Source organism: Sphingomonas kaistensis, assembly GCF_011927725.1.
Lineage (GTDB): Bacteria > Pseudomonadota > Alphaproteobacteria > Sphingomonadales > Sphingomonadaceae > Sphingomicrobium > Sphingomicrobium kaistense.
Genome location: NZ_JAATJC010000001.1, coordinates 1892168 through 1913983, shown reverse-complemented (window position 1 = coordinate 1913983; position 21816 = coordinate 1892168). Strand labels below are relative to the sequence as shown.

General features: G+C 66.7%; 23 protein-coding genes. 10 read left to right on the top strand and 13 right to left on the bottom strand.

The features are described 5' to 3' along the window. Window positions 1-108: 108 nt before the first annotated feature. Both GGQ97_RS09330 and GGQ97_RS09325 read left to right on the top strand, forming a co-directional pair. Window positions 109-2184 carry a S9 family peptidase gene (locus GGQ97_RS09330; RefSeq protein ID WP_168069012.1) on the top strand — a complete coding sequence of 692 codons (2076 nt, stop codon included), beginning with the start codon at window positions 109-111 and terminating at the stop codon, window positions 2182-2184. A 65-nt stretch (window positions 2185-2249) separates the two neighbouring features. Continuing rightward, window positions 2250-3950, top strand: a complete 1701-nt coding sequence (locus tag GGQ97_RS09325) for a M28 family metallopeptidase (RefSeq protein WP_168069010.1) — start codon at window positions 2250-2252, stop codon at window positions 3948-3950. On the opposite strand, the gene GGQ97_RS09320 is transcribed toward GGQ97_RS09325, so the two are convergent. Continuing rightward, on the bottom strand, window positions 3947-4834 hold the full coding sequence (locus GGQ97_RS09320) for an aldo/keto reductase family oxidoreductase (protein ID WP_168069008.1): 888 nt from the start codon (window positions 4832-4834) through the stop codon (window positions 3947-3949). The two genes, GGQ97_RS09325 and GGQ97_RS09320, sit on opposite strands and share 4 nt — an antisense overlap. Window positions 4835-4970: 136 nt before the next feature. On the opposite strand from GGQ97_RS09320, the gene GGQ97_RS09315 reads away from it, so the two are divergent. Next, window positions 4971-5597 carry a glutathione S-transferase family protein gene (locus tag GGQ97_RS09315; protein ID WP_168069006.1) on the top strand — a complete coding sequence of 209 codons (627 nt, stop codon included), beginning with the start codon at window positions 4971-4973 and terminating at the stop codon, window positions 5595-5597. Between the two features lie 102 nt (window positions 5598-5699). Then, on the top strand, window positions 5700-6557 hold the full coding sequence (locus GGQ97_RS09310; RefSeq protein ID WP_168069004.1) for a dienelactone hydrolase family protein: 858 nt from the start codon (window positions 5700-5702) through the stop codon (window positions 6555-6557). On the opposite strand, the gene GGQ97_RS09305 is transcribed toward GGQ97_RS09310, so the two are convergent. The 3 genes from GGQ97_RS09305 to GGQ97_RS09295 form a co-directional block, all read right to left on the bottom strand. After that, on the bottom strand, window positions 6554-7360 hold the full coding sequence (locus GGQ97_RS09305; RefSeq protein WP_168069002.1) for a hypothetical protein: 807 nt from the start codon (window positions 7358-7360) through the stop codon (window positions 6554-6556). The two genes, GGQ97_RS09310 and GGQ97_RS09305, sit on opposite strands and share 4 nt — an antisense overlap. 96 nt (window positions 7361-7456) lie before the next feature. Next, a complete protein-coding gene (locus GGQ97_RS09300) occupies window positions 7457-8494 on the bottom strand; it encodes a serine hydrolase (protein WP_168069000.1) in 1038 nt (345 codons plus the stop codon). 150 nt (window positions 8495-8644) lie between these two features. Beyond that, window positions 8645-9376: a Bax inhibitor-1/YccA family protein gene (locus GGQ97_RS09295; protein WP_168068998.1), complete on the bottom strand. Its 732-nt coding sequence runs from the start codon at window positions 9374-9376 to the stop codon at window positions 8645-8647. Window positions 9377-9566: 190 nt separating this feature from the next. On the opposite strand from GGQ97_RS09295, the gene GGQ97_RS09290 reads away from it, so the two are divergent. Genes GGQ97_RS09290 through thpR form a run of 5 tightly spaced genes read left to right on the top strand, consistent with a single transcriptional unit; the run spans window position 9567 to window position 12407 of the window. Next, window positions 9567-9974 carry a DUF350 domain-containing protein gene (locus tag GGQ97_RS09290; protein WP_209022826.1) on the top strand — a complete coding sequence of 136 codons (408 nt, stop codon included), beginning with the start codon at window positions 9567-9569 and terminating at the stop codon, window positions 9972-9974. Between the two features lie 4 nt (window positions 9975-9978). Continuing rightward, the gene (locus GGQ97_RS09285) at window positions 9979-10347 is read left to right on the top strand and encodes a hypothetical protein (RefSeq protein WP_168068996.1); all 369 of its coding nucleotides are present in this window, start codon (window positions 9979-9981) and stop codon (window positions 10345-10347) included. Between the two features lie 2 nt (window positions 10348-10349). Next, window positions 10350-11492, top strand: a complete 1143-nt coding sequence (locus GGQ97_RS09280) for a glutathionylspermidine synthase family protein (RefSeq protein WP_168068994.1) — start codon at window positions 10350-10352, stop codon at window positions 11490-11492. A 3-nt stretch (window positions 11493-11495) separates the two neighbouring features. Next, window positions 11496-11870: a potassium channel family protein gene (locus GGQ97_RS09275; RefSeq protein ID WP_168068992.1), complete on the top strand. Its 375-nt coding sequence runs from the start codon at window positions 11496-11498 to the stop codon at window positions 11868-11870. A 6-nt stretch (window positions 11871-11876) separates the two neighbouring features. Further along, window positions 11877-12407, top strand: coding sequence for an RNA 2',3'-cyclic phosphodiesterase (gene thpR, locus GGQ97_RS09270; RefSeq protein ID WP_168068990.1), 531 nt, complete (start codon window positions 11877-11879; stop codon window positions 12405-12407). Window positions 12408-12479: 72 nt separating this feature from the next. On the opposite strand, the gene GGQ97_RS09265 is transcribed toward thpR, so the two are convergent. The 5 genes from GGQ97_RS09265 to GGQ97_RS09245 form a co-directional block, all read right to left on the bottom strand. Beyond that, window positions 12480-13010, bottom strand: a complete 531-nt coding sequence (locus tag GGQ97_RS09265) for a fasciclin domain-containing protein (RefSeq protein WP_245198146.1) — start codon at window positions 13008-13010, stop codon at window positions 12480-12482. Window positions 13011-13145: 135 nt separating this feature from the next. Next, window positions 13146-13859 (bottom strand): anti-sigma factor, encoded by a 714-nt coding sequence (locus GGQ97_RS09260; RefSeq protein WP_168068986.1) that lies wholly within the window; start codon window positions 13857-13859, stop codon window positions 13146-13148. After that, a complete protein-coding gene (locus GGQ97_RS09255) occupies window positions 13856-14335 on the bottom strand; it encodes a sigma-70 family RNA polymerase sigma factor (protein ID WP_280740560.1) in 480 nt (159 codons plus the stop codon). The genes GGQ97_RS09260 and GGQ97_RS09255 overlap by 4 nt, the downstream gene beginning before the upstream one ends. A gap of 89 nt (window positions 14336-14424) precedes the next feature. Then, window positions 14425-16221, bottom strand: coding sequence for an acyl-CoA dehydrogenase C-terminal domain-containing protein (locus tag GGQ97_RS09250; protein WP_168068984.1), 1797 nt, complete (start codon window positions 16219-16221; stop codon window positions 14425-14427). Between the two features lie 71 nt (window positions 16222-16292). Next, the gene (locus GGQ97_RS09245; RefSeq protein WP_168068982.1) at window positions 16293-16742 is read right to left on the bottom strand and encodes a hypothetical protein; all 450 of its coding nucleotides are present in this window, start codon (window positions 16740-16742) and stop codon (window positions 16293-16295) included. A gap of 112 nt (window positions 16743-16854) precedes the next feature. On the opposite strand from GGQ97_RS09245, the gene purF reads away from it, so the two are divergent. Beyond that, window positions 16855-18306: an amidophosphoribosyltransferase gene (gene purF / locus GGQ97_RS09240; RefSeq protein ID WP_168068980.1), complete on the top strand. Its 1452-nt coding sequence runs from the start codon at window positions 16855-16857 to the stop codon at window positions 18304-18306. A gap of 9 nt (window positions 18307-18315) precedes the next feature. Here the strand turns inward: purF and def are convergent, their stop codons facing one another. The 4 genes from def to GGQ97_RS09220 all read right to left on the bottom strand — a co-directional run bounded on the left by def (window position 18316) and on the right by GGQ97_RS09220 (window position 21750). After that, window positions 18316-18852, bottom strand: a complete 537-nt coding sequence (def, locus tag GGQ97_RS09235) for a peptide deformylase (RefSeq protein WP_168068978.1) — start codon at window positions 18850-18852, stop codon at window positions 18316-18318. A 36-nt stretch (window positions 18853-18888) separates the two neighbouring features. Continuing rightward, entirely contained in the window at window positions 18889-20286 is a 1398-nt protein-coding gene (locus GGQ97_RS09230) for a pyruvate dehydrogenase complex E1 component subunit beta (protein ID WP_168068976.1), read from the bottom strand. Then, on the bottom strand, window positions 20286-21305 hold the full coding sequence (pdhA, locus tag GGQ97_RS09225) for a pyruvate dehydrogenase (acetyl-transferring) E1 component subunit alpha (protein ID WP_342448552.1): 1020 nt from the start codon (window positions 21303-21305) through the stop codon (window positions 20286-20288). Before pdhA ends, GGQ97_RS09230 begins: the two co-directional genes overlap by 1 nt. A gap of 139 nt (window positions 21306-21444) precedes the next feature. Next, window positions 21445-21750, bottom strand: a complete 306-nt coding sequence (locus tag GGQ97_RS09220) for an FtsB family cell division protein (RefSeq protein WP_342448501.1) — start codon at window positions 21748-21750, stop codon at window positions 21445-21447. Between the last annotated feature and the right edge of the window lie 66 nt (window positions 21751-21816).

Here is a 21816-nt window from a genome sequence, read left to right as displayed (position 1 = left end):
GGTGTATTGCCTACATAATACGCCGCTGCACGACGTCAAGTCAACCGGAGGCTGGCGCCGCCGCGGGAAAGATGATTGATTGCCGCCAGACACTCAGGGGGACAGGGCATGACGGGCAAGACGATGATGATGCTGGTGGGCGCGCTGCTGGGCAGCGCCTCGGCGGCTCCGGCCATGGCGCAGGCCCCGGCGCCACCTCTCTCGCAGATCGCCGCAGTGACCCCAGCCCCGTCCCCGGTCTTCTCCGGCGGCGACCTGTTCAATCTCAGCTATGCCTCCGACCCACAGGTCAGCCCGGACGGCAAGCGCATCGCCTACGTCCGGATGAGCGCCGACGTGATGAGCGATCGCTATCGCCCGAGCATCTGGCTGATCGACACCGCGACCGGCCGGCAGGAACCGCTTGTCGCGGGCAGCGGCGCCCACAGCAGCCCGCGCTGGTCGCCCGACGGGCGCCGCCTGGCCTATGTGTCGACCTCCGAGGGTCCCGGCGCGCAACTCTTCGTGAAGTGGTTGGACAGCGGCCAGGCAGCCCGCATCACTGGCCTTCCCGATGGCCCCTCCGACATCGCCTGGTCGTCCGACGGCCGCCGTATCGCCTATCTGATGCGGGTGCCCGGCGAAGGGCCGAGCATCGGCAAGGCGCCGCCCAAGCCCGAAGGCGCGACCTGGGCCGAGCCGCTGCAGGTCATCGACCGCCTGCAATATCGCAACGACGGCTCGGGCAACGTCCGCCCGGGTTTCGAGCAGCTGTTCGTGATCGACGCCGACGGCGGCGCCCCGCGGCGACTGACCAGCGGGGGCGTTCCCCTCAACGGCCCACTCGACTGGGCGGGCGACAGCATCATCCTCAGCGGCAATCGCAGCCCGAGCTGGGAACGTGAGCCGGTCGAGAGCAACCTCCTCGCGGTCGACAGCAGCACCGGCGCGGTCACCGAACTGACCCGCCGCAAAGGCCCGGAAGGCTCCGCCTCAGTCTCTCCCGACGGCCGCACCATCGCCTTTCTCGGCTTCGAAGACGACGGCCAGGCCTACAACCAGGCCGGTCTCTACCTGATGAACCGCGACGGATCGGACATGCGGCGGATCGCCTCCGAGTTCGACCGGTCGATCGACAACGTCCAATGGTCGGGCAACCAGCTGGTTATCGGCTTTGAAGAGAAAGGTCACTACCGCCTCGCCCGGGTCAGCACCGCCGGCGCCGTCAGCCCCCTGCCCCACGACCTTGCCGCGCCCGCGGTCGGACGCCCTTACACCGGCGGCGCGTGGAGCGTCGCGCGGGATGGCACGATCGCGTTCACCAGCGGCTCGGCCAGCCGTCCGACCGACATCTCCGTCGCGCGCGGCAACAGCGCCCGGCGGCTGACCGCACTCAACGACCTGTGGCTGTCGGGCAAGCGCCTCGGCGAGGTCCGCACGCTCGATGCCAAGGCTGCCGACGGGACGCCCGTTCCAGGCTGGATCCTGCTTCCGGCGGGCTATCAGGAAGGCCAGAAGGTCCCGACCATCCTTGAGATCCACGGCGGCCCCTACACCAGCTACGGCCCCTATTTCTCGACCGACTATCAACTGTTCGCCGCCGCCGGCTATGCGGTGCTGTTCCCCAACGTGCGCGGATCGACCGGCTATGGCGAAGCCTTCGCCGACGGGATCGAGAAGAGCTACCCGACCCCCAACGAGACCGACCTCATGGCCTCGATCGATGCTGCAGTGGCGGCGGGCTTCGCCGACCCCGACAATTTGTTCATCACCGGCGGGTCGGGCGGCGGGCTACTGACCGCCTGGATGACCGGCCACACCAACCGCTTCAAGGCGGCCGCGGTGCAGAAGCCGGTGATCAACTGGACCAGCCAGGCGCTGGTCGCCGACGGGGTCGGCTTCTTCGGCCGCTACTGGCTTGGTGCCGAGCCGTGGGAGCAGCCCGAAAAATACTGGCAGCGTTCGCCGCTCAGTCTGGCCGGCAAGGTCAAGACCCCGACCCTGGTGATTGTCGGCGGCGACGATCTGCGCACGCCCAATGCCGAGGCCGAGCAATGGTATTCGGCGCTTCGCGTACAGGGCGTCCCGGCGATGCTGGTCAAGGTGCCCGGCGCCTCGCACAGCCTCGACGGGCGGCCCAGCCAGGCCGCGGCCCGGGCATCGGCGATCACCGCCTGGTTCGACCGCTACCGAACCCGCAAGTAAGGGCTTTTCAGGGCGAGCGGGCAGGCGCATGAGGTCGGCGTTCTAGCCGTCCCCGGAGGTTGCACTTGACCCGTTTCGCCCTGCTTCTCGCCGCCACCACGCTTGCCGCCAGCCCGCTCGCTGCGCAGAACTTCTCGATCCCGCGCATTTCGCAGGACATCAAGACGCTCAGTTCCGACGCTTATGAAGGCCGCGGACCGGCCACGCCGGGTGAGGTCAAGACCGTCGCCTACCTCAGCCAGCAGCTCAAGGCGGCCGGGGTGCAGCCAGGCGGCGACGTGGTGAACGGCCAGCGCCAATATACCCAGCGCGTGCCCTTGCTGCAGTCGAACTGGACCGCCGACCCGGTCGTGACGCTGCAGGGCGGCACCGCTGCTGGCCGCCTTGCGCAGGGTACCGACATCGCCGTTCGCGCACCGCTGAACGGAGCGAGCCAGCTCCAGCTCGCCAACGCGCCGCTGGTGTTCGCCGGCTACGGCGTCCAGGCGCCCGAGCGCCAGTGGGACGACTTCAAGGGCATGGACGTGCGCGGCAAGATCCTCGTCGTCTTCATCAACGACCCCGACTTCGACGGCCCGCTGGCCGACGGCGGCCCGGACTTCGGCGGCAAGGCGATGACCTATTACGGCCGCTGGACCTACAAGTACGAACAGGCCGCCAAGCTCGGCGCCGCCGGCGTACTGATCGTCCACGAGGACGCGCCTGCCTCCTACGGCTGGGCGACGGTCAAGAATAGCAACACCAACACCATGTTCGACGTCGTCCGGCAGCAACCCGGAGCCGCGCATCCGGCGATGGAAAGCTGGATCAGTTCGGCGACGGCGGAAAAGATCTTCGCCGCTTCCGGCACCACGCTGGCGCAGGCCAAGGCCGCCGCCCGCCGCCGCGACTTTAAGCCGGTCGAGCTGCCCGTCCGCCTCAACGCTAGCGGCACCGCCACCGCCCAGACCATCACCAGCTACAATGTCGTTGGCCTGCTGCCCGGCACCACCCGCCCGGACGAGACGGTGATCTACTCCGCCCACTGGGACCATCTCGGCGTCGGCCTTCCCGACGCGCGCGGCGACCGCATCTACAATGGCGCCGCCGACAATGCGACGGGCACCGCTCATGTGCTGGAGCAGGCCCGCCAGTTCGCCCGCGAGCCGCGCACCCAGCGCAGCCTCGTCTTCCTGTTCGTCACCGCCGAGGAGAAGGGCCTGCTCGGCACTGAATATTACGTCTCCAACCCGCTCTACGCCTTGGGCAAGACCGCCGGCGTCCTCAACACTGACGGCGGTTCGCTTTATGGTCCGTCGCGCGACTTCTCCATCTCGGGCTCGGCCAAGCTCGGGCTGCTCGACCTGCTGACGGCAGAGGCCGCCAAGCAGAACCGCACCTATTCGCCCGACGAGCGGCCGGAAGCGGGTTCCTTCTTCCGTTCCGACCACTTCCCCTTCGCCAAGCGCGGCGTGCCGGCCATCAGCTGGAACGGTGGGCGCGACCTGGTCAATGGCGGCAAGGCGCGGGCCAAGGCGTTGGCCGATGACTACACTGCCAAGCGTTATCACCAGCCGGCCGACGAATTCGACCCGAACTGGGACTTCACCGGCCTGGTCCAGGACGCCCGGATCCTTCACGCGGTCGGCCGCAACCTTGCCAATTCGACCGCCTGGCCGAACTGGAGCGAGGACAGCGAATTCCGCGGCGCGCGTGACGCTTCCGGTGCCGAGCGCGGCGGCCCCGCCCCCGCAGCGGCGACCACCGCGGCCGGCGAGCGGGGCTAGGCTTCGGCCGGCTCGGCCGATCGGGCGATCGCGTCGAGCCGGCCCAGCACCTCGCTCGAAAGCTGCAGCTCGGCCGCGGCCAGATTCTCGCGCAGGTGCGCCCGCGACGAGGTGCCGGGGATGAGCAGAATGTTGGGCGAGCGCTGGAGTAGCCAGGCCAGCGCCACCTGCATCGGCGTCGCGTCCAGCTCCCCGGCAATTGCCGACAGGTCGTCCGACTGCAGCGGGGTGAAGCCACCGAGCGGGAAGAACGGCACATAGGCAATGCCCGCCGCGGCCAGCTCGTCGACCAAGCCGTCATCCTCGCGGTGCACCAGATTGTACATGTTCTGGACGCAGGCGACCTCTACGATCCCGCGCGCTTCGGCGACCTGCGCCGCGGTCACGTTGCTGACCCCGATGTGCCGCACCAGGCCATCGCGCTGCAACCGCGCCATCGCTTCGACCTGATCGGCAATCGAGCCCTCGGACGGGCCGTGGCCATCGCCCATGATCCGCAGATTGACCACCTCCATGGCGTCGAGGCCCAGCCGCTGCAGATTGTCGCGAACCCCCTGTTCGAGGTCTTCCGGCCGATTCCACGGCAACCAGGACCCATCCTTGCCCCGCCGCGCGCCGAGCTTGGTGACGATCACCAGATCGTCGGGATAGGGATGCAGGGCCTCGCGGATGATCTCGTTGGTGACGAACGGGCCGTAATAATCGCTGGTGTCGATGTGATTGACCCCGCTCGCCACTGCCTCGCGCAGGACGGCGACCGCCTCGTCGCGATCGCGCGGCGGACCGAACACGCCCGGGCCGGCCAGCTGCATGGCGCCATAGCCCATCCGCTTCACCTCGCGGTCGCCCAGCCGATAGGTGCCTGCCTTTGCGACGTCGGTCATTCCGAACTCCTTGTATGAGTGCAGACAGATGGGGTCGCCGTCGCCGTGAAGAAGGGCCGGACCGCATGTCATCGCGCTTGAGGCCTTTGCCCCGCCGCGTTAGTTCTGCCTTTGTTCACAGGCAGGGAGAGTCCCGATGAGCAACGACCTCACGTTCTACACCAACCCCCAGTCGCGCGGGCAGATGGTCCGCTGGATGCTGGAAGAGGTCGGCGTGCCGTACGAGACGGAATATTTGACCTACGGCGGGACGATGAAGGCTGAGCCGTATCTGGCGGTCAATCCGATGGGCAAGGTTCCGGCGATCAAGCATGACGACAAGGTCGTGACCGAGGTGGCCGCGATCTGCGCCTATCTCGCCGATGCCTTCCCCGAAGCCGGCCTTGCGCCGCCGGTCGCCGACCGGGCCGATTATTACCGCTTTCTGTTCTTTGCTGCCGGCCCTCTGGAACAGGCCTTCAGCCTCAAGGCAGTCAATTTCGAGGTCCCGCCCGACAAGCAGGCGCTGTTCGGCTTCGGCAATCACGCCAACACGTTTGTGGCACTGACCAAGATGCTCGAAGGCCGCGAGTATATCACCGGGCAGTTTAGCGCTGCAGACCTCTACGTCGCCTCTGAACTTGGCTTCATGATGATGTTCGGCGGGCTTGAGCGGAAAGAACCCTTCGCAAGCTACGTCGCCCGCTGCACCGACCGCGAGGCCTATCGCCGTGGCAAGCGGAAGGACGCCGAAGCCGCGGAAGCGATGAAGGCACAAGGTTGAGCCCAACCCGGCCCTTGAGCCGGGATGCGCCTTCCCTCAAAGTCCTCCTACGGGTGGGATGACTGCCGCCGGGCGCTGCGCCCGGCGTGACGAGGAGGATGCATGACCGACGACCTCAAGGCCCGCGCGATCGAACTCTACGACCGCTTTACCCACGAGGGCATGCCCCGCCGCGAGTTCATGTCGCGGATGGTGGTGCTGGCCGGAAGCGCCGCTGCCGCCGAAGCGCTGATCGGAAGCATCGCCGCCTCGCCCGCCGCCGCTGCAATCGTTCCCGAGAACGACAGCCGGCTCACCCTCCGCGATCAGACCATCGCCGGCACCAAGGCCTATGTCGCCGAACCGCGCAGCCGCAGCCTCAAGCCGACCGTCATCGTGATTCACGAGAATCGCGGCCTCAACGCGCACATCAAGGACGTGGCGCGCCGCGCAGCCGTGGCCGGCTACCGCGCCGTGGCCCCCGACTTCCTGACCCCGCTGGGCGGCACCCCAGCCAATGAGGACCAGGCGCGCGAGATGATCGGCAAGCTCGACCTCGCCGCGGCCAGCGCGGCCGGCGTCGCAATGGCGCGCGAGCTCGCCAAGTCGAGCCGGGGCGGCAAGGTCGGTGCGGTCGGCTTCTGCTGGGGCGGCGCCTATGTGAACCGGCTGGCGGTCGACGCCGGTGCCGACCTCGACGCCGGGGTGGTCTATTACGGCACCGCGCCCGACCCAAGCCAGGCGGCCAGGGTCCAAGCCCCGCTACTGATCCAGCTCGCCGGCCTCGACACCCGCGTCAACCAGACCGGCTTCCCGTGGGTCGAGGCCCTTCGCGCGGCGAACAAGCCGGTCACGTTCCAGCTCTACGATGGCGTCAACCACGCCTTCCACAACGACACTTCCGCCGAGCGTTACGACAAGGCCGCGGCCGAGCTGAGCTGGCAGCGGACCCTGCGCTTCTTCAAGAAGAACCTCGGCTAGGCGGGAAGCGCACCGCTCGGGCTGGGGCGCTTGCCGGCGGTCCAGCCCGACCAGGAAACCAGCACGCCGAACGCGGCCGCCGCGACCATGATCGGCACCGCCGGGACATCGGCCATGGCGGAATACAGGTTCCGCCAAAGCGCGGTGCCGCCAATGGTCGCAAAGGCAAGCGCGCCGAGCGTGCTCAGCAGGGCCGCCCACAGCCACGGACGCCCGTCGGGGCCCCGGCCGCGCGCGACGAGCAGCGCCGCCGCGGCTGCGATCATCTGCCCGGCGATGAATCCCGGATAGAGGCGGTCAAAGGTTTCTGGCCCGGTCACGCCCAAGGGGATCCCGCTCAGCCGTCCGAAGATCGGCGGCAGGAGGGCGATGGTGGTGGCGAGCATGTAGGCCGAGTGCAGCCGAACCTTCCGGCGATGCTTCAGTGCCTCAAAGTAGAACCATGCCATCATCGCGACGCTGGAAAGGTCGACCCAGGCGAGGCGCGACGCGTAGAGGACGTGGAATGGGCTTCCCGCGTTCATCTTCGCCGCCATGGCGAAGAACAGTCCCGCGCCGCCGGCAAGAAACAGGGGGAACAATGCCAGGCTGCCGAGGCCGGCGAGGCGATGCGTCGCCCGGTCGCCATGCTGGATCGTCCAGCATTGCGCCGCCAGCAGGAGCAGCCAGGAAAAGGCGGTGATGCCGTGGGCGTGGAACTGCCAGGTCGTCGACGCCAGGACCGACCAGTAGCCGGGCCAGAAAGCGAGCCCGATCAGCGGGATCAGAGCCAGAATATACCAGTGAGCATGACGGTAAGGCATCTTCGCATCCCCAGCCTCAGCGGCTCATTCCCCTATGAGCCGAGCCGTCTTTTAAGGCGAATCGCTAACCTGGCGCAAGAATGTGCGTGGCTGGTTTCAGCTCAGGATGATGCGCTCGGCCCAGCCGGAAAGCACCGATTGCTCCTGATCGCCGGTCGCGAACAAGACGATCGTCTCGCTCTCCTTCAAGCGATGCGCGATGAGCGCGCGATATCCGCCCATCTTGCCGGCTTCCCATGCCCAGGGCTCACCGCCGAGGGCGCGAACGCGTCCGCCAAGGGCATAGTCTTCGGCCGACCAGTTGACGTGGGTGAGGAGGCGCCGCGACTGGGGCTGCAGCAGCCGGCCATGGAAGATCCCGTGCGCCGCCCGAACCGCATCGGTGGCGGTTCCGGCGATGTTGCCGCTCGCGGCGATGAAAGCAGGCGCGGGCGATACCTTTCGGCGCGGCGGGGTCGCGGCATCATAGGCGACCGCCAGGGTCGGGAGCTCGGCTTGTCCGATTTGCGCCAGCCGGGCTCCGGTCATGCCGACCGGCCGGAGCACCAGCGAACCAAGCAAGGTCGCAAAGTCGGTCCGCCCGACCGTTTCCAGGATGGCGACCAGCATGACCCAGTTGAGGGCCGCATAGTCCCAGCCCTTGCCCGGCTCGAACATCAGGTCTCCGCCGCCGAAACGCGCGACGATTTGCGCGGCCGTCGCGGTCGATGTGCGAAGCTCGGGCTCGGCTCCCAGCCGGCGGCTCAACAGGTCGGGGACGCCGCTGGTATTCGAAAGCAGGTGCCGGACCGTTACGCGACTGCCTGTGTCGCGGCGGAAAGCGGGAAGATAGTCGACGATCGGAGCGTCGAGCCGAAGCTTTCCCCTCTCCGCCAGACGCAGCGCGGCGACGCTCGCCAGCCATTTGGTTGCCGATCCCCAGCGAAACGTCGTCGCCGCCGTGATGGGGAGACCGCGTTCGATATCGGCCACACCCACGGGTCGAAGCGCCTCGATCCGCCCGCCCCGGGCATAGGCGAGGACGCCATTAAAGCCGGAAGGCAAGTCGATCGCGAGAAGGGCGGCGATGCGCGGTCGGCTTGTCGGCCTGACCCACCCGCTGGCTGGAAGGCCGAGCGAAAGCACCCCGGTCACGAACCCTCTTCGATCCATCACGCAACGCACCCCCGGCGCACGGAACGGCGCCCGACTGTGGCCATGCCCGCGCTGCGCCGATCGGACAAGAAAAAGGGCCCGGCGGTTTCCCGCCGAGCCCTGTTCGCTGTGCCCTTGCGGACGGTACGCTTAGTCGCGGTTGCCCATGAAGCTCAGCAGGAAGGTGAACATGTTGATGAAGTCGAGATAGAGGTTCAGCGCCCCCATGATCACGACCTTGCCCATCATGTCGGTGCCAGCGACATAGGCGTACATGCTCTTGATCTTCTGCGTGTCGTAGGCGGTCAGGCCGGCGAAGATCAGCACGCCGATGGCGCTGATCCCGAACGCCAGGGCGCTCGACTGAAGGAAGATGTTGATGACCATCGCCACCAGCAGGCCGATCACGCCCATGATCAGGAACGTGCCCATGCCGGACAGGTCCTTCTTGGTCGTGTAGCCGAACAGGCTGAGGCCGGCGAACGCCGCAGACACCGCGAAGAAGGTCTGTGCGATGCTCGTCCCGGTGTAGACCAGGAAGATCGAGCTCATCGACAGGCCCATGACGACCGTGAATGCCCAGTAGAGCATCTGCAGGGTCGCGGTGGACATGCGATTGAGGCCGAAGCTCATCGCCATCACGAAGCCCAAGGGGGCGAGCATGATCACCCAGCGCAGCGGGGTCGACAGCACTTGCTGGGCAAGGCCGCTCGACGCGAACAGCAGGGCGACGATGCCGGTCAGCAGCACGCCCGAGGCCATGTAGTTGTAAACGCTCAACATGTAGGACCGCAGGCCCGCATCGCGAGCGGCACGCGGAACGCCGACCGAGACGGCCGGGTCGAACGCGGTCGTCGTTCGAGGGTCAGACCAGTTCTGCATTTTCAAGCTCCATCGTCGGCGGGCCGAAGCGGCCCGTCCACGTCACACTATATCGTGGAGGGGGGTAAAGGTTTCAAGGAATTTCCGTGAGCGGAACGGCGCGGCCGGCCGAGAGACGGTATCGCTGGCCGGCGCTTGCGCAAAAGCCGCCCTTTGCTACTCTTCGCGGCGATTGACGGGGGGATACAAATTGTTCGGTTATTTCACGGCGGTGCTGTCGCACTTCCTTGCCTATTTCGGTGCCGCGCTGCTGCTCGCGGCGGCATTCCTTACGCTCTACATACAATTGACCCCGCATCGTGAGCTGGAGCTCATCCGCGCCGGCAACAGCGCCGCGGCCCTGCAGCTGACCGGGACCTTCCTCGGCTTCGCGCTGCCGGTGGCGGTGGTGATCGGCAACAGCGTGTCCATTCCCGACATGCTGTTGTGGGGCGCCGTCGCGGCGATCGTCCAGCTGCTGGTGTTCGTGGTGATCGCGCGGCTGCTGTTCCGCGGCATCTCCTCCAAGATCGACGAGGGCTGCACCTCCAGCGGCATCTTCGTCGGCGGCATGGGTCTGGGCATCGGCGTGCTCCAGGCCGCCTGCATGGTCCCGTAGGACGATGGAAAAGAAACTCACCCTGACGGTCACCCTTGCCGCGGCGCTCGCCGGGCTGGCCGGCTGCTCGGATGGCGACGACCTTCGCGCGGCGGGGAACACCCGCATCTGCGCCGACGACTGGGGCCAGCGCATCGCCGACGACTATTGCGAACGGCGCGGCGGCGGGAGCTTCTACTACCTCCGCTCGGGCGCTCCGATCCCTTATTATTACGACAACATCCGCGACAAGCGCTACGCTTCCTACGTCAGCCGCAGCCCCCTGGGCGGCGCCTATGTGCGGGCACCTGCGGCGAGCAACATGGCGCGCTCCTCGGCCATTTCGCGCGGCGGCCTCGGCAGCAGCGGCCGCAGCTTCGGACGCGGCGGATAGGCATGCAGCGCCGCAGCCTCCGCCCGCGTGAGGGCTGGCAACGGATCGTCGAGGAACAGGGGCTGGTCTGGCACACCCAGGACGGCAAGCCCTACTGGGACGAAAGCGCCACCTACGTCTTCACCCTGAAGCAGATCGAGACGCTGGAAGCCGCCGCCGAGCGCTGCCACGAGCTTTTTCTCAAGGCCGGTGACCACCTCGCCAAGCGGCCCGAGAAGCTCGCCCGCTTCGGCATTCCCGACTGGGCGATCGACGCTGTGCTGGCCGAATGGAAGCGCGACCGCCCTGCCCTCGACTATGGCCGCTTCGACTTCGGCTGGGACGGCACCGGCGAGCCCAAGCTGTTCGAATATAATTGCGACACCCCGACCTCGATGCTGGAGGCCGGCGTGGTCCAGTGGCAGTGGAAGGAAGAGGTCTTCCCCGACCACGACCAGTTCACGTCGCTGCATGACAAACTGATCGAGCGCTGGCGCTTCATGGCCCGCGACCTCGGCGGCCGCCTGTGGGTGACCCACCACGCCGACGACCTGCACGAGGATACGGTCACCGCGACCTATATGCGCGACCTCGCCGAACAGGCCGGGCTCGAAACGCGCGGGGTGCTGATCGATAGGATCGGCCTCGATTCCGAGGGCCGCATCGTCGACGAGGAAGATTATCTCATCACCGCGCTGTTCAAGCTCTACCCGTGGGAATGGATCGTCGCCGAGAACTATGGCCGCGAGATCGTCCGGCGCATGGACAGCTGCCTGTGGCTCGAGCCGATCTGGAAGATGCTGTGGTCCAACAAGGCGATCCTGCCCCTGCTCCATGAGCTGGAGCCCAAGCACCCCAACCTCCTCCCCGCCGGCTGGGATGCGGCCAGCGTCGGCCCCGACCATGTCGTGAAGCCGATCCTCGCCCGCGAGGGCGCCAACGTCGTGATCGTCGAGGCCGGGCGCGAAACCGCCCGCTCGGAGGGGCCCTACCGGGAGTTAGGACAATTGTACCAGGCGCTCTATCCCCTGCCCTCCTTCGACGGCGCCTATCCGGTGCTCGGCGTGTGGACCGTCGGCGGCGAGGCGGCCGGGCTCGGCATCCGCGAAGGCGGCCGGATCACTGCCGACGATGCCCGCTTCGTCCCCCACATCATCGAGGGCTGACCCATGGCTACCTCCCGCCTTCGCGCTGCGACCGACACCCTGCGCGAACTCGCCCTGCTCTATGTCGCGCTGCTGTCCGTCTGCGCCGTCCTGTTCAGCTGGTTCGAAAGCCGCGCGCTGACCGAAAGCCTGTACTGGGCCGCGACCACCGCCACCTCGACCGGCTATGGCGACATCAGCGCCAAGACGCTGGGCGGCATGATCCTGTCGGTGTTCCTGATGCACGCCTCGATCTTCATCGTCGCACCGATGATCATCGTTCGCTTGATCGAACGGTTGAACGAGGACCGGCACGAATTCACCCACGAGGAGCAGGAACGCATCCTTGCTACCCTCGCCCGGCTGGAAGAGCGTCTGGAGCGTATCGAGGGACGTTAGGCCCCCATGCACCGCTTGTTCGTCGCCCTGCCCGTTCCCGAGGATGTCGCCGACCTGCTGCTCGACCTGGAGGAGGGTCCGGACAGCCTGCGCTGGGTCCATGCCGACCAGCTTCACCTCACCCTGCGCTTCATCGGAGAAGTCGACGGGGTGATGGCCGAGGACATTGCCGCGGCCCTGTCGTCGCTCGCCTTTGCCGCTTTCCCGCTGCGTCTGAACGGCACCGGTTGCTTCGCCCACCGCCGCCACGGCGCCCTGTGGGCCGGGATCGAGCCGCGCGACCCGGTGATGGCGCTGGCTGGAAAGGTCGAGCGGGCAGTGCAGTCCGCCGGCGTGGCGCCCGAAACCCGCGCCTTCCATCCGCACATCACGCTGGCGCGCTGGAGTCGCCCACGGCCCGACGTGCAACTCTGGCTCACTCGCCATGCGGCTCTTACATCCGAGACTTGGATGGTCAGCCGCTTCGGCCTTTACGAAAGCCGGCTTGGCCGGGCCGGCCCCTCCTACACGCTCGTGACCGACATCGAGGCCCGCTGAAGGCCCTACTCTCAAGGAAATTAGGCCGGCCCGCCCCAGGAGGTATCAAGGCGGACCGGCCTCTTCACCGGCTCAGCCGGGAAGGAAAACCTTGTCGGTGACGTGGATCACGCCGTTGGACTGAAGCACGTCGGCCTGGGTCACGGTGGCGGTGCCGCCCGCGGCGTCGGTGACGACGATGTTGCTGCCCGACATGCGTGCGGTCAGCATTCCGCCTTGGACGGTGGTCAGCATCGCGCTGCCGCCTCCGGCGCGGATCCGCTCCATCAGGTCGGCGGCGGTCAGGCGGCCCCCCACCACATGATAGGTCAAGACGCTCGTCAGCTGGGCCTTGTTCTCGGGCTTTAGCAGGGTGTCGACGGTGCCGGCCGGCAAGGCGGCGAAGGCGGCGTTGGTCGGCGCGAAGACGGTGAACGGACCGGCGCCGTTCAGGGTGTCGACCAGGCCGGCGGCCTTGACCGCGGCGACCAGCGTCGTGTGATCGGCCGAGTTGACCGCGTTCGCGACGATGGTGCGGTTAGCGTACATCGGCGCGCCGCCAACGGTGACGGTATCGGCCGGAGCGCTCATCGCCATGCCGGTGTCGGAACCGGTCTCGGCCATGGTCATGCAACCGGCGAGCGGCATCGCGCTCAGGATCAGGATCAGCGGCTTCTTGTTCATCGGAAAACTCCCTGTTTGCCCGACTGCGGGCTCGAAGGAGTTACGGCGCGGCGCCCGCGCCGGATGCAGTGGAGGCTATCCCTGCTGCAACGTTCCGGTGCCCAGCACCTCGCCGGTAGGCAGGCCGGTCGGCGAGCCGCCGGTGGGCTCGTCGGAGATGGCGACGGTCGCACCCAGCGCAATCTGCTGACGGACAGCCGTGGCCAGCACGCGCCGCTGCGGCGCCTCGCCCTCGACCAGGCCGAGCGAGACCGGAGCCTGGCCGGCCGGGATCAGCCACAGTTGCCGGGCCCGGCGATCGGGCACCGCGAGCCGGGCCGGAACGATCAGCAGTTCGCCGCTGTCGGACAGATAGGTCAGGCCGACCACCGCCGTGGTGCCGGCGTCGACCGAAGCGACCAGCAAGGGTCCGCGCACGGGGCTTTCGACCGGCGGGGCGACCGGTGGCGGGGTAACCGTGGTGGGCACCAGCAGCAAGGCCAGCGCAGCCGCGATCGCCGCCCCTCCGCCGATTGCCGCCGCAGCCCGCCACGCGCGGAGCTGCCGCTTGAGCGAAATCACCAGGGCATCGCCGCCGCGCGCCAGCCGTGCCTCGATTCGCGACCACAGGTCTGCGGGAAGCGCACGCTCGGGAAATTCGTCATACCAAGGGGCGAAGCGGCTCTCCCACTGCGCCACCGCGGCGGCGAAGTCGGGATCTTCGACCAGCAGCCGGCGCGCGGCGAGCAATTCCTCGCCGTCCAGCAGCCTGAGGGCCAATTCGCCCGCTTGGATGTCTTTTTCGCTCATCCGTCCAGGCATTTCTTCAACTGCTGCAATCCGCGGCGGATCCAGCTCTTCATCGTCCCCAGGGGCACTTTGCCGCGCTCGGCAAGGTCGGGGTAACTCAGCCCATCAAAGAAGGCCGCGCGAATCGCCGCCTGCTGCCGCGCTTCGAGTTCGTCCATGCAATGCGACAGGCGCCGCGCGGCATCGGCCGACAAGGCGCCCTGCTCGGGATCGGGCCGGTCGTCGACGATCTCAAACGCGAGATCGAGCGGAGCGCCCTGCCGCACCCGCCGCGACGAGCGCAGCCGGTCAATCGCGCGGTTGCGGGCAATGGTCGCAAGCCAGGTGATCGGGCTCGCCCGCTCCGGGTTGAAGCTGGAGGCCCGGTGCCACACGCTGACATAAACGTCCTGCACCGCATCCTCCGCCTCGGCCTCGTCGCCCAAGATACGGTGGCAAATGCCGAACAGTTTCGGCCCGGTGGAATCAACTACCAGCTTGAGCGCGTTACGGTCCCCGCCCGCGACGTCGGCAAGCGCACGGCGCAGCAGCGCCGGCCCGTCGGGCTGCGGTTGGGAACCTTGGCTCAGAACGCGTCTTCCGCAAGCGCCATCAGCGTGTCCCCGCCGGCTTCGATCTGGCCGCGATAGGCGCTCGCCTTGGGCAGCTCGCGCTGCGCATAGAAGCGCGCGGTGGCGAGCTTGGTCTGGTGGAACGCCGCATCCTCACCCGCTTCATTCTCCAGACGCGCCGATACGTCCGCCATCTTGAGCCACATCCAGCCCAAGGTGACAAGGCCCATCAGGTGCATGAAGGGCACTGCGCCGGCCCCGGCGTGGTTCGGATCGGCCATGCCGTTCTGCGCCAGCCACATGGTCGAGGCCTGGAGCTCGCCCAACGCCTTCTCGAGCGGCGCTGCGACGCCCGCCGGATCGCCGTTCTTGCGGGCGTTGGCGATGTCGCCGCCGATGGTCTCGAACAGCAGCCGCACGCCGCGCCCGCCATTCTGGGCCAGCTTGCGGCCGACCAGGTCCATCGCCTGCACGCCGTTGGTGCCTTCGTAGATCTGGGCGATGCGCGCATCGCGGACGAACTGCTCCATCCCCCATTCACGGATGTAGCCGTGCCCGCCGAACACCTGCTGCATGTTGACCGCGGCCTCGAAGCCCTTGTCGGTGAGGTAGCCCTTGATGACCGGGGTCAGCAGGCTGATGAGGTCGTCGGCCTTCTGCCGTTCCTCATCGGTCGCGCCCTTGCGGGACAGGTCGACCTGAAGGCTGCCCCACAGCACCAGCGCACGCGCCGCCTCGTTGAAGGCCTTGGCCTCGAGCAGCATGCGGCGGACGTCGGGATGGACGAACAGATTGTCGGCCTTCGCATTGGGATCGCGAAGCTCGGGCTTCAGCGCCCGGCCCTGGCGGCGGTCCTTCGCGTAGGCAACGGCGTTCTGATAGGCGATCTCGCCCTGCGCCAGGCCCTGCAGGCCGACCCCGAGGCGCGCGGCATTCATCATGATGAACATGGCGGCAAGGCCCTTCTCCGGCTCGCCGACCAGCCACCCGGTCGCCCCGTCATAGTTCATGACGCAGGTCGAATTGCCGTGGATGCCCATCTTGTGCTCGATCGAGCCGCACTGCAGCGCGTTGCGCTCGCCGACCGAGCCGTCGTCATTCACCATGAACTTGGGCACCACGAAGAGGCTGATGCCCTTCACATTGTCCGGCGCGCCGGTGATCTTGGCGAGCACCAGGTGGATGATGTTCTCGCTCATGTCGTGCTCGCCCGACGAGATGAAGATCTTGGTACCCGAGATCTTGTAGCTGCCGTCGGCCTGCGGTTCGGCCTTGGTTTTGAGGAGACCGAGGTCGGTGCCGCAATGCGGCTCGGTCAGGTTCATCGTGCCGGTCCATTCGCCCGACACCATCTTGGGCACATAGGTCTGCTGCTGCTCGGGCGACCCCTTCACCAGCAGGCTCGCGATCGCCCCGGCGGTCAGGCCGTGGTACATTTCGAAGCTCTGATTGGACGACAGCACATATTCGCTGAGCGCGGTCGCCAGCACGTGCGGAAGGCCCTGCCCGCCGAATTCGGCCGGCGCCGACAGGCTGGTAAAGCCAAGCTCGCAGAACTGCTTGTAGGCGTCCTTGAATCCCTTGGGCGTCGTCACCGAGCCATCGTCGTGGCGGGTGCAGCCTTCCTCGTCACCGGTGCGATTGAGCGGCAGCAGGACTTCCTGCGTGAAGCGCGCGCCTTCGTTGAGGATCGCCTCGACGAGATCCGGGGTCGCATCGGCGAAGCCCGGCAGATTGCCGTAATTCTGCATCTCGACGATGTGATCGAGGACGTAGCGGGTGTCGCGAACGGGGGCGTTGTAGACGGGCATGTCTGAGGCTCTCTCCGGAAGGGGCGTTGGTCAGGGTCTAGGTGGGCAAGCGACTGCTATCAACATAATTGTCAGCAAAGCGGATCACCGGCCAGATCGGTGACCGGCTCGGGTTTGTCCATGCGGCTGAAGGTCTTGCCTTCGAAGCTGGCGCCCGGAGCGCAATAGAAGGCGCAGCCCGTCGTAGGTGCGCCGAGAGTCAGGCGGGTCTCGCCTTCGCGGCGAATTTCGACGCGGCAACTGCTGTCTTCTTGCGGCACGAAGAACAGCTTGCCGCCCTGCTCCTCCACGCGCCCGCTCGCCGAACAATTGTTCAGGCCGTCCGCCGCATAGGTGATTACCGCCGCCGCAGCCGCCGTCCCGCCGATGCAAAGACGATCCTTGCCCGTTCCAGCAAAAGTCTGGAGCTCGACTCCCAGCGGCGTCGCCGCGTTGCCGGACGTGTTGACTGCCTGAGACGCCTCATCACTCTGCCCACAAGCGGAAATGAGCAGCAAGAGCGGGATCGAAGCCAAGCGCATGGCCACCTACCTGCCCGCGCCGGCTCGGCCCTTCAACCCCGGTTCAGTCCGCACGCGACAAAGCGCCCGCGCGACCCTATAGGGCGGCTCACACAGCGGACGGGCGACATCCATGTTTTCGACCAATCCCTTCGACGACGACAAACTTCGCGAGGAATGCGGCGTGTTCGGCGTGTGGAACGCCGATGTGGCGGCCAGCTTCGTCGCGCTCGGGCTCCACGCCCTTCAGCATCGCGGGCAGGAAGCGGCGGGAATCACCTCGCTCGACGGCGCCGGTTTTCACTCGCACCGCGCGCAGGGTCATGTCGCCGGCAATTTCGACCGCGACGACATCATCCGCTCCCTCCCCGGCCGCACTGCCCTCGGCCATGTGCGCTATTCGACCACCGGATCGAGCGCGATGCGCAACGTCCAGCCGCTATTTGCCGAGCTTGCCGACGGCGGCTTCGCGGTCGCCCATAACGGCAATATCTCGAACGCGATGAAGCTGCGCCGCACGCTCAACCGCCGCGGCTCGATCTTCCAGTCGACCTCCGACACCGAGGTCATCATCCACCTAGTCGCCACTTCGCACCAGACGCAGATGCTCGACCGGATCGTCGATGCGCTGGGCCAGGTCGAAGGCGCCTATTCCCTCCTGATGCTGACCGAGCAGGGCCTGATCGCCTGCCGCGACCCGCTCGGCATCCGCCCACTGGTGATGGGGCGGATCGGCGACACCATCATCTTCGCCAGCGAAACCGTCGCGCTGGACGTGATCGGCGCCCGCTACGAGCGCGAGGTCGGTCCCGGCGAGATGATCCTCGTCAATGCCGATGGCGTCCGCAGCTTCCGTCCCTTCGCCGCCGCCGCGCCCCGCCCGTGCATCTTCGAGCATGTCTATTTTTCGCGGCCGGACAGCGTGGTGGACGGGATCAGTGTCTACGAAAGCCGCAAGAACATTGGCGCGGTGCTGGCCGAGGAATCAGGGATCGACGCCGACATCATCGTCCCCGTCCCCGACAGCGGCGTCCCGGCGGCGATCGGTTATGCCCAGGCGAGCGGAATCCCGTTCGAGCTTGGAATCATCCGTTCGCACTATGTCGGCCGCACCTTCATCCAGCCGAGCCAGGAAGTCCGCCACCTCGGCGTGAAGCTCAAGCACAATGCCAACAGCGCCTTGATCAAGGGCAAGCGGATCGTCCTGATCGACGATTCGATCGTTCGCGGCACCACCAGCGTGAAGATCGTGCAGATGATGCGCGATGCGGGCGCGCGCGAGGTCCACATGCGGATCGCCTCGCCGCCCACGCGCCACAGCTGTTTCTACGGAGTCGACACGCCCGAGCGCGCCAAGCTGCTGGCCGCGCAAATGGATGTCGAGGCGATGGCCAAGTACATCAACGCCGACAGCCTCGCCTTTATCTCGATCGAAGGCCTGTACCGCGCGCTTGGCGACCAGCGCAGCGCGGAAGCGCCCCAGCGCTGCGACGCCTGCTTCACCGGCGACTATCCGACCCGGCTGACCGACATGACCGAGAAGAAGACCGAGGAGGCCGGCCTGCTGCTGAAGGCGGTGGTCTAGACCCTCGACCTAAAGGGTGATCGACCCGTCCTTGCGGCCCTTGGCGAGCTTCTTGAGCAGCATCTCGCGCTTCAGCCGGCTGATGTGGTCGATGAACAGCACGCCGTTGAGGTGATCGATCTCGTGCTGCAGGCACACCGCCAGCAGTCCGTCGATCTCGCCCTCGTGGCCTTCGCCATCGGCATCCTGCCACTTGGCCTTGATTCGGTCGGGCCGCATCACTTCGGCATATTGATCGGGGATCGACAGGCAACCCTCCTTGTAGGGCACGAAGCTGTCGCTTTCCTCCAGGATCTCGGGATTGATGAAGACTCGCGGGTCCTTGACCGGCTTGCCCTCGGCATCCTCCTCTTCCTGCAGGTCGATCACCAGCAGCCGCTTGGGCACGCCGACCTGCACCGCGGCCAGCCCAATCCCGGGCGCGGCGTACATCGTCTCGAACATATCGGCGATGAGGGTCTTCAGTTCGGCGTCGAAGGTTTCGACCGGAGTCGAGATCTCGCGCAGGATTGGATCGGGAATGCAGACAATGGGAAGAATGGACATGCGCGCCCCCTTAGGCCCGCACGTCCAATCCTTCAATCAGCCCTTGTAGGTGACCTTCTTGACCGCCGCGACCACGTCCGCAGCCTTGACCAGCGCCAGCTTCTCGAGGTTGGCGGCATAGGGCAGCGGCACGTCGACGTTGGTCACGCGCATGACCGGTGCGTCGAGGTCGTCGAACCCTTCTTCCATGCAGATCGCGATGATCTCGCTGGCAATCGAGCAGGTCGGCCAGCCTTCTTCGACCACCACCATCCGGTTGGTCTTGGCGAGGCTGGTGAGAACGGCCTGCTTGTCGAGCGGACGCAGCGTGCGCAGGTCGATGACCTCGGCCTCGATCCCTTCGCCAGCCAGCGTGTTGGCGGCGTCAAGCGCCACCCCGACGCCGATCGAATAGCTGACGATGGTGACGTCCTTGCCTTCGCGCATGGTGCGGGCCTTGCCGATCGGGAGTACCCAATCGTCGACCGCGGGAAGCTCGAAGGTCTGGCCATAGAGGAGCTCGTTTTCGAGGAACACGACCGGGTCTTCCGACCGGATCGCGGCTTTGAGCAGGCCCTTGGCGTCGGCCGCATCATAGGGCGCGATCACGATCAGACCCGGCACGCTGGCGTACCACGGGGCATAATTCTGGCTGTGCTGCGCGCCGACCCGGCTGGCGGCGCCGTTGGGACCGCGGAACACGATCGGGCAGCGCATCTGGCCACCCGACATATAGTTGGTCTTGGCCGCCGAATTGATGATGTGGTCGATCGCCTGCATGGCGAAGTTAAAGGTCATGAACTCGATGACCGGCTTCAGCCCGCCCATCGCCGCGCCGGTGCCGAGCCCGGCGAAGCCATATTCGGTGATCGGCGTGTCGATCACGCGCTTGGGCCCGAATTCGTCGAGCAGGCCCTGGGTCACCTTGTAGGCGCCCTGATATTGCGCGACTTCCTCGCCCATTACGAACACGCGGTCGTCGCGGCGCATTTCCTCGGCCATCGCGTCGCGGAGGGCCTCGCGCAGGGTCAGCTTCTGCATCGCGGTGCCCTCGGGCACTTCGGAATCGACCGCCTGCGGCTTGACCAATTGTGTGGTGCCGGTTTCGGCCTTCTTGGGGGCTTCGGCTTCGGCCGCCTGATCGGACGGCGTCGTCGCTGCCGCCGCAGGAGCCGGAGCCTCGGTCGGAGCAGGCGCGGACGCAGCCTCCTCGCCTTCGCCGCCCATCAGCGCGATGGCGGTGCCGACCTTCACTCCGTCGGTGCCTTCGGGCACCAGGATCTTGGAGATGACGCCCTCGTCGACCGCCTCGAACTCCATCGTCGCCTTGTCGGTCTCGATCTCGGCCAGGATATCGCCGCTCGAGACGGTATCGCCTTCCTTGACCAGCCACTTGGCGAGCGTGCCCTCCTCCATCGTCGGAGACAGGGCCGGCATCTTCAGTTCAACGCCCATCAGTAGCGCTCCACCAGTACGTCAGTGTGAAGCTCGCCGGCCTCGGGCTCGGGCGCTTCTTCGGCGAACTTCGCAGCTTCGACCACGATGTTCTTGATTTCCTTGTCAATTGCCTTGAGCTCATCTTCCAGAACTCCCATTCCGACCAGCTCCTTCTCGGCGCGCTGGATCGGGTCCTGGTTCTCGCGGTAGCTCTGCACTTCCTCGCGGGTGCGGTACTTGGCGGGATCGCTCATCGAGTGCCCACGGTAGCGGTAGGTCTTGAGCTCAAGGATGATCGGGCCCTTGCCCGACCGGGTCCACTCCAGCGCGACCTGGGCCGCGCCGCGCACCGCCAGCACGTCCATGCCGTCGACCTGGATGCCGGGGATCTGGAAGCTTTCGCCGCGCTTGTAGAAGTCGGGCTCGGACGCCGACCGCTCGACGCTGGTGCCCATCGCGTAGTGATTGTTTTCGATCGCGTAGATCACGGGCAGATCCCACAGCTTCGCCATGTTGAAGCTTTCGTAGACCTGGCCCTGGTTGGCCGCACCGTCGCCGAAGTAGGCGAGATTGACGCCGCCATCCTCGCTATACTTGTGCTTGAGCGCGAGCCCGGTGCCGAGCGACACCTGCGCCCCGACGATGCCGTGACCGCCGTAGAATCCATGCTCGACCGAGAACATGTGCATCGAGCCGCCCTTGCCCTTGCTGATGCCGGCAGCGCGGCCGGTCAGCTCGGCCATGATGACCTTGGGATCGATCCCGTAGGCCAGCATGTGGCCGTGGTCGCGATAACCGGTGATGACACTGTCCTTGCCGACTGTCATCGCCGACTGAAGGCCGACCGCGACCGCTTCCTGGCCAATGTAGAGGTGGCAGAAGCCGCCGATGAAGCCGAGGCCGTAGAGCTGCCCGGCGCGTTCCTCGAAGCGGCGGATCAGCAGCATCTGCTTGTAGAAGTCGAGCAGTTCTTCCTTGCTCGCCTGATAGCGCTGAGGCTGCGGCGGGCGCTCGCGATTGGCGAGCAGCGGCGACACCTCGTCCGCGCGGGTCAGGTTCAACGGATCGGCCGGAGCCGCGGCCTTGGGCGTACGCGCCACAATTTACCTCGTCGGATGAATGATCTGGGCGGGTCTATAGGAGCCGATGGCGCCGTCATGCAACGCCGCAGGTGCCTCAATCCTCGAGCGTGACGATCACTTCGTCCGGGCGAACGAGGCCAAGGTCCTTGCGGACCAGCTCATCGGCCATGTCGGGATCGGCCTTGCGCGGGTCGAGCAGCGCCGAGCGATGCTTGAGCGCCTGGCGCTCGCCCTCCAGCTTGGCCAGTTGCTGCTGCTTGGCGGCGAGGTCACGGTGATAGCCGCCCCAAGCCAGCAGCCCATTCGGTCCTGCCACCGCATGGCCGGCAAAAGTGCCGATGATGAGCAGCGACACCGCGGGCCACATCGCCCTGCGGATCAGGCTTTGCGCCTGGCTCACTGCCCCCCGTCCCATGCGGAGACAGAATCAGTTTTGAGTCATGCGCGCAAGGGGTTCGGCACGCTT

What these genes read in the sequence shown, in the direction of transcription:
- thpR (WP_168068990.1), top strand. Translation starts at nt 11,877, where the DNA reads ATGCACCGCTTGTTCGTCGCCCTGCCCGTTCCCGAGGATGTCGCCGAC.
- GGQ97_RS09330 (WP_168069012.1), top strand. Translation starts at nt 109, where the DNA reads ATGACGGGCAAGACGATGATGATGCTGGTGGGCGCGCTGCTGGGCAGC.
- GGQ97_RS09310 (WP_168069004.1), top strand. Translation starts at nt 5,700, where the DNA reads ATGACCGACGACCTCAAGGCCCGCGCGATCGAACTCTACGACCGCTTT.
- GGQ97_RS09285 (WP_168068996.1), top strand. Translation starts at nt 9,979, where the DNA reads ATGGAAAAGAAACTCACCCTGACGGTCACCCTTGCCGCGGCGCTCGCC.
- GGQ97_RS09275 (WP_168068992.1), top strand. Translation starts at nt 11,496, where the DNA reads ATGGCTACCTCCCGCCTTCGCGCTGCGACCGACACCCTGCGCGAACTC.
- GGQ97_RS09295 (WP_168068998.1), bottom strand. Translation starts at nt 9,376, where the DNA reads ATGCAGAACTGGTCTGACCCTCGAACGACGACCGCGTTCGACCCGGCC.
- def (WP_168068978.1), bottom strand. Translation starts at nt 18,852, where the DNA reads ATGTCCATTCTTCCCATTGTCTGCATTCCCGATCCAATCCTGCGCGAG.
- GGQ97_RS09280 (WP_168068994.1), top strand. Translation starts at nt 10,350, where the DNA reads ATGCAGCGCCGCAGCCTCCGCCCGCGTGAGGGCTGGCAACGGATCGTC.
- GGQ97_RS09260 (WP_168068986.1), bottom strand. Translation starts at nt 13,859, where the DNA reads ATGAGCGAAAAAGACATCCAAGCGGGCGAATTGGCCCTCAGGCTGCTG.
- GGQ97_RS09250 (WP_168068984.1), bottom strand. Translation starts at nt 16,221, where the DNA reads ATGCCCGTCTACAACGCCCCCGTTCGCGACACCCGCTACGTCCTCGAT.
- GGQ97_RS09320 (WP_168069008.1), bottom strand. Translation starts at nt 4,834, where the DNA reads ATGACCGACGTCGCAAAGGCAGGCACCTATCGGCTGGGCGACCGCGAG.
- GGQ97_RS09230 (WP_168068976.1), bottom strand. Translation starts at nt 20,286, where the DNA reads ATGGGCGTTGAACTGAAGATGCCGGCCCTGTCTCCGACGATGGAGGAG.
- GGQ97_RS09265 (WP_245198146.1), bottom strand. Translation starts at nt 13,010, where the DNA reads ATGGCCGAGACCGGTTCCGACACCGGCATGGCGATGAGCGCTCCGGCC.
- purF (WP_168068980.1), top strand. Translation starts at nt 16,855, where the DNA reads ATGTTTTCGACCAATCCCTTCGACGACGACAAACTTCGCGAGGAATGC.
- GGQ97_RS09315 (WP_168069006.1), top strand. Translation starts at nt 4,971, where the DNA reads ATGAGCAACGACCTCACGTTCTACACCAACCCCCAGTCGCGCGGGCAG.
- GGQ97_RS09245 (WP_168068982.1), bottom strand. Translation starts at nt 16,742, where the DNA reads ATGCGCTTGGCTTCGATCCCGCTCTTGCTGCTCATTTCCGCTTGTGGG.
- GGQ97_RS09305 (WP_168069002.1), bottom strand. Translation starts at nt 7,360, where the DNA reads ATGCCTTACCGTCATGCTCACTGGTATATTCTGGCTCTGATCCCGCTG.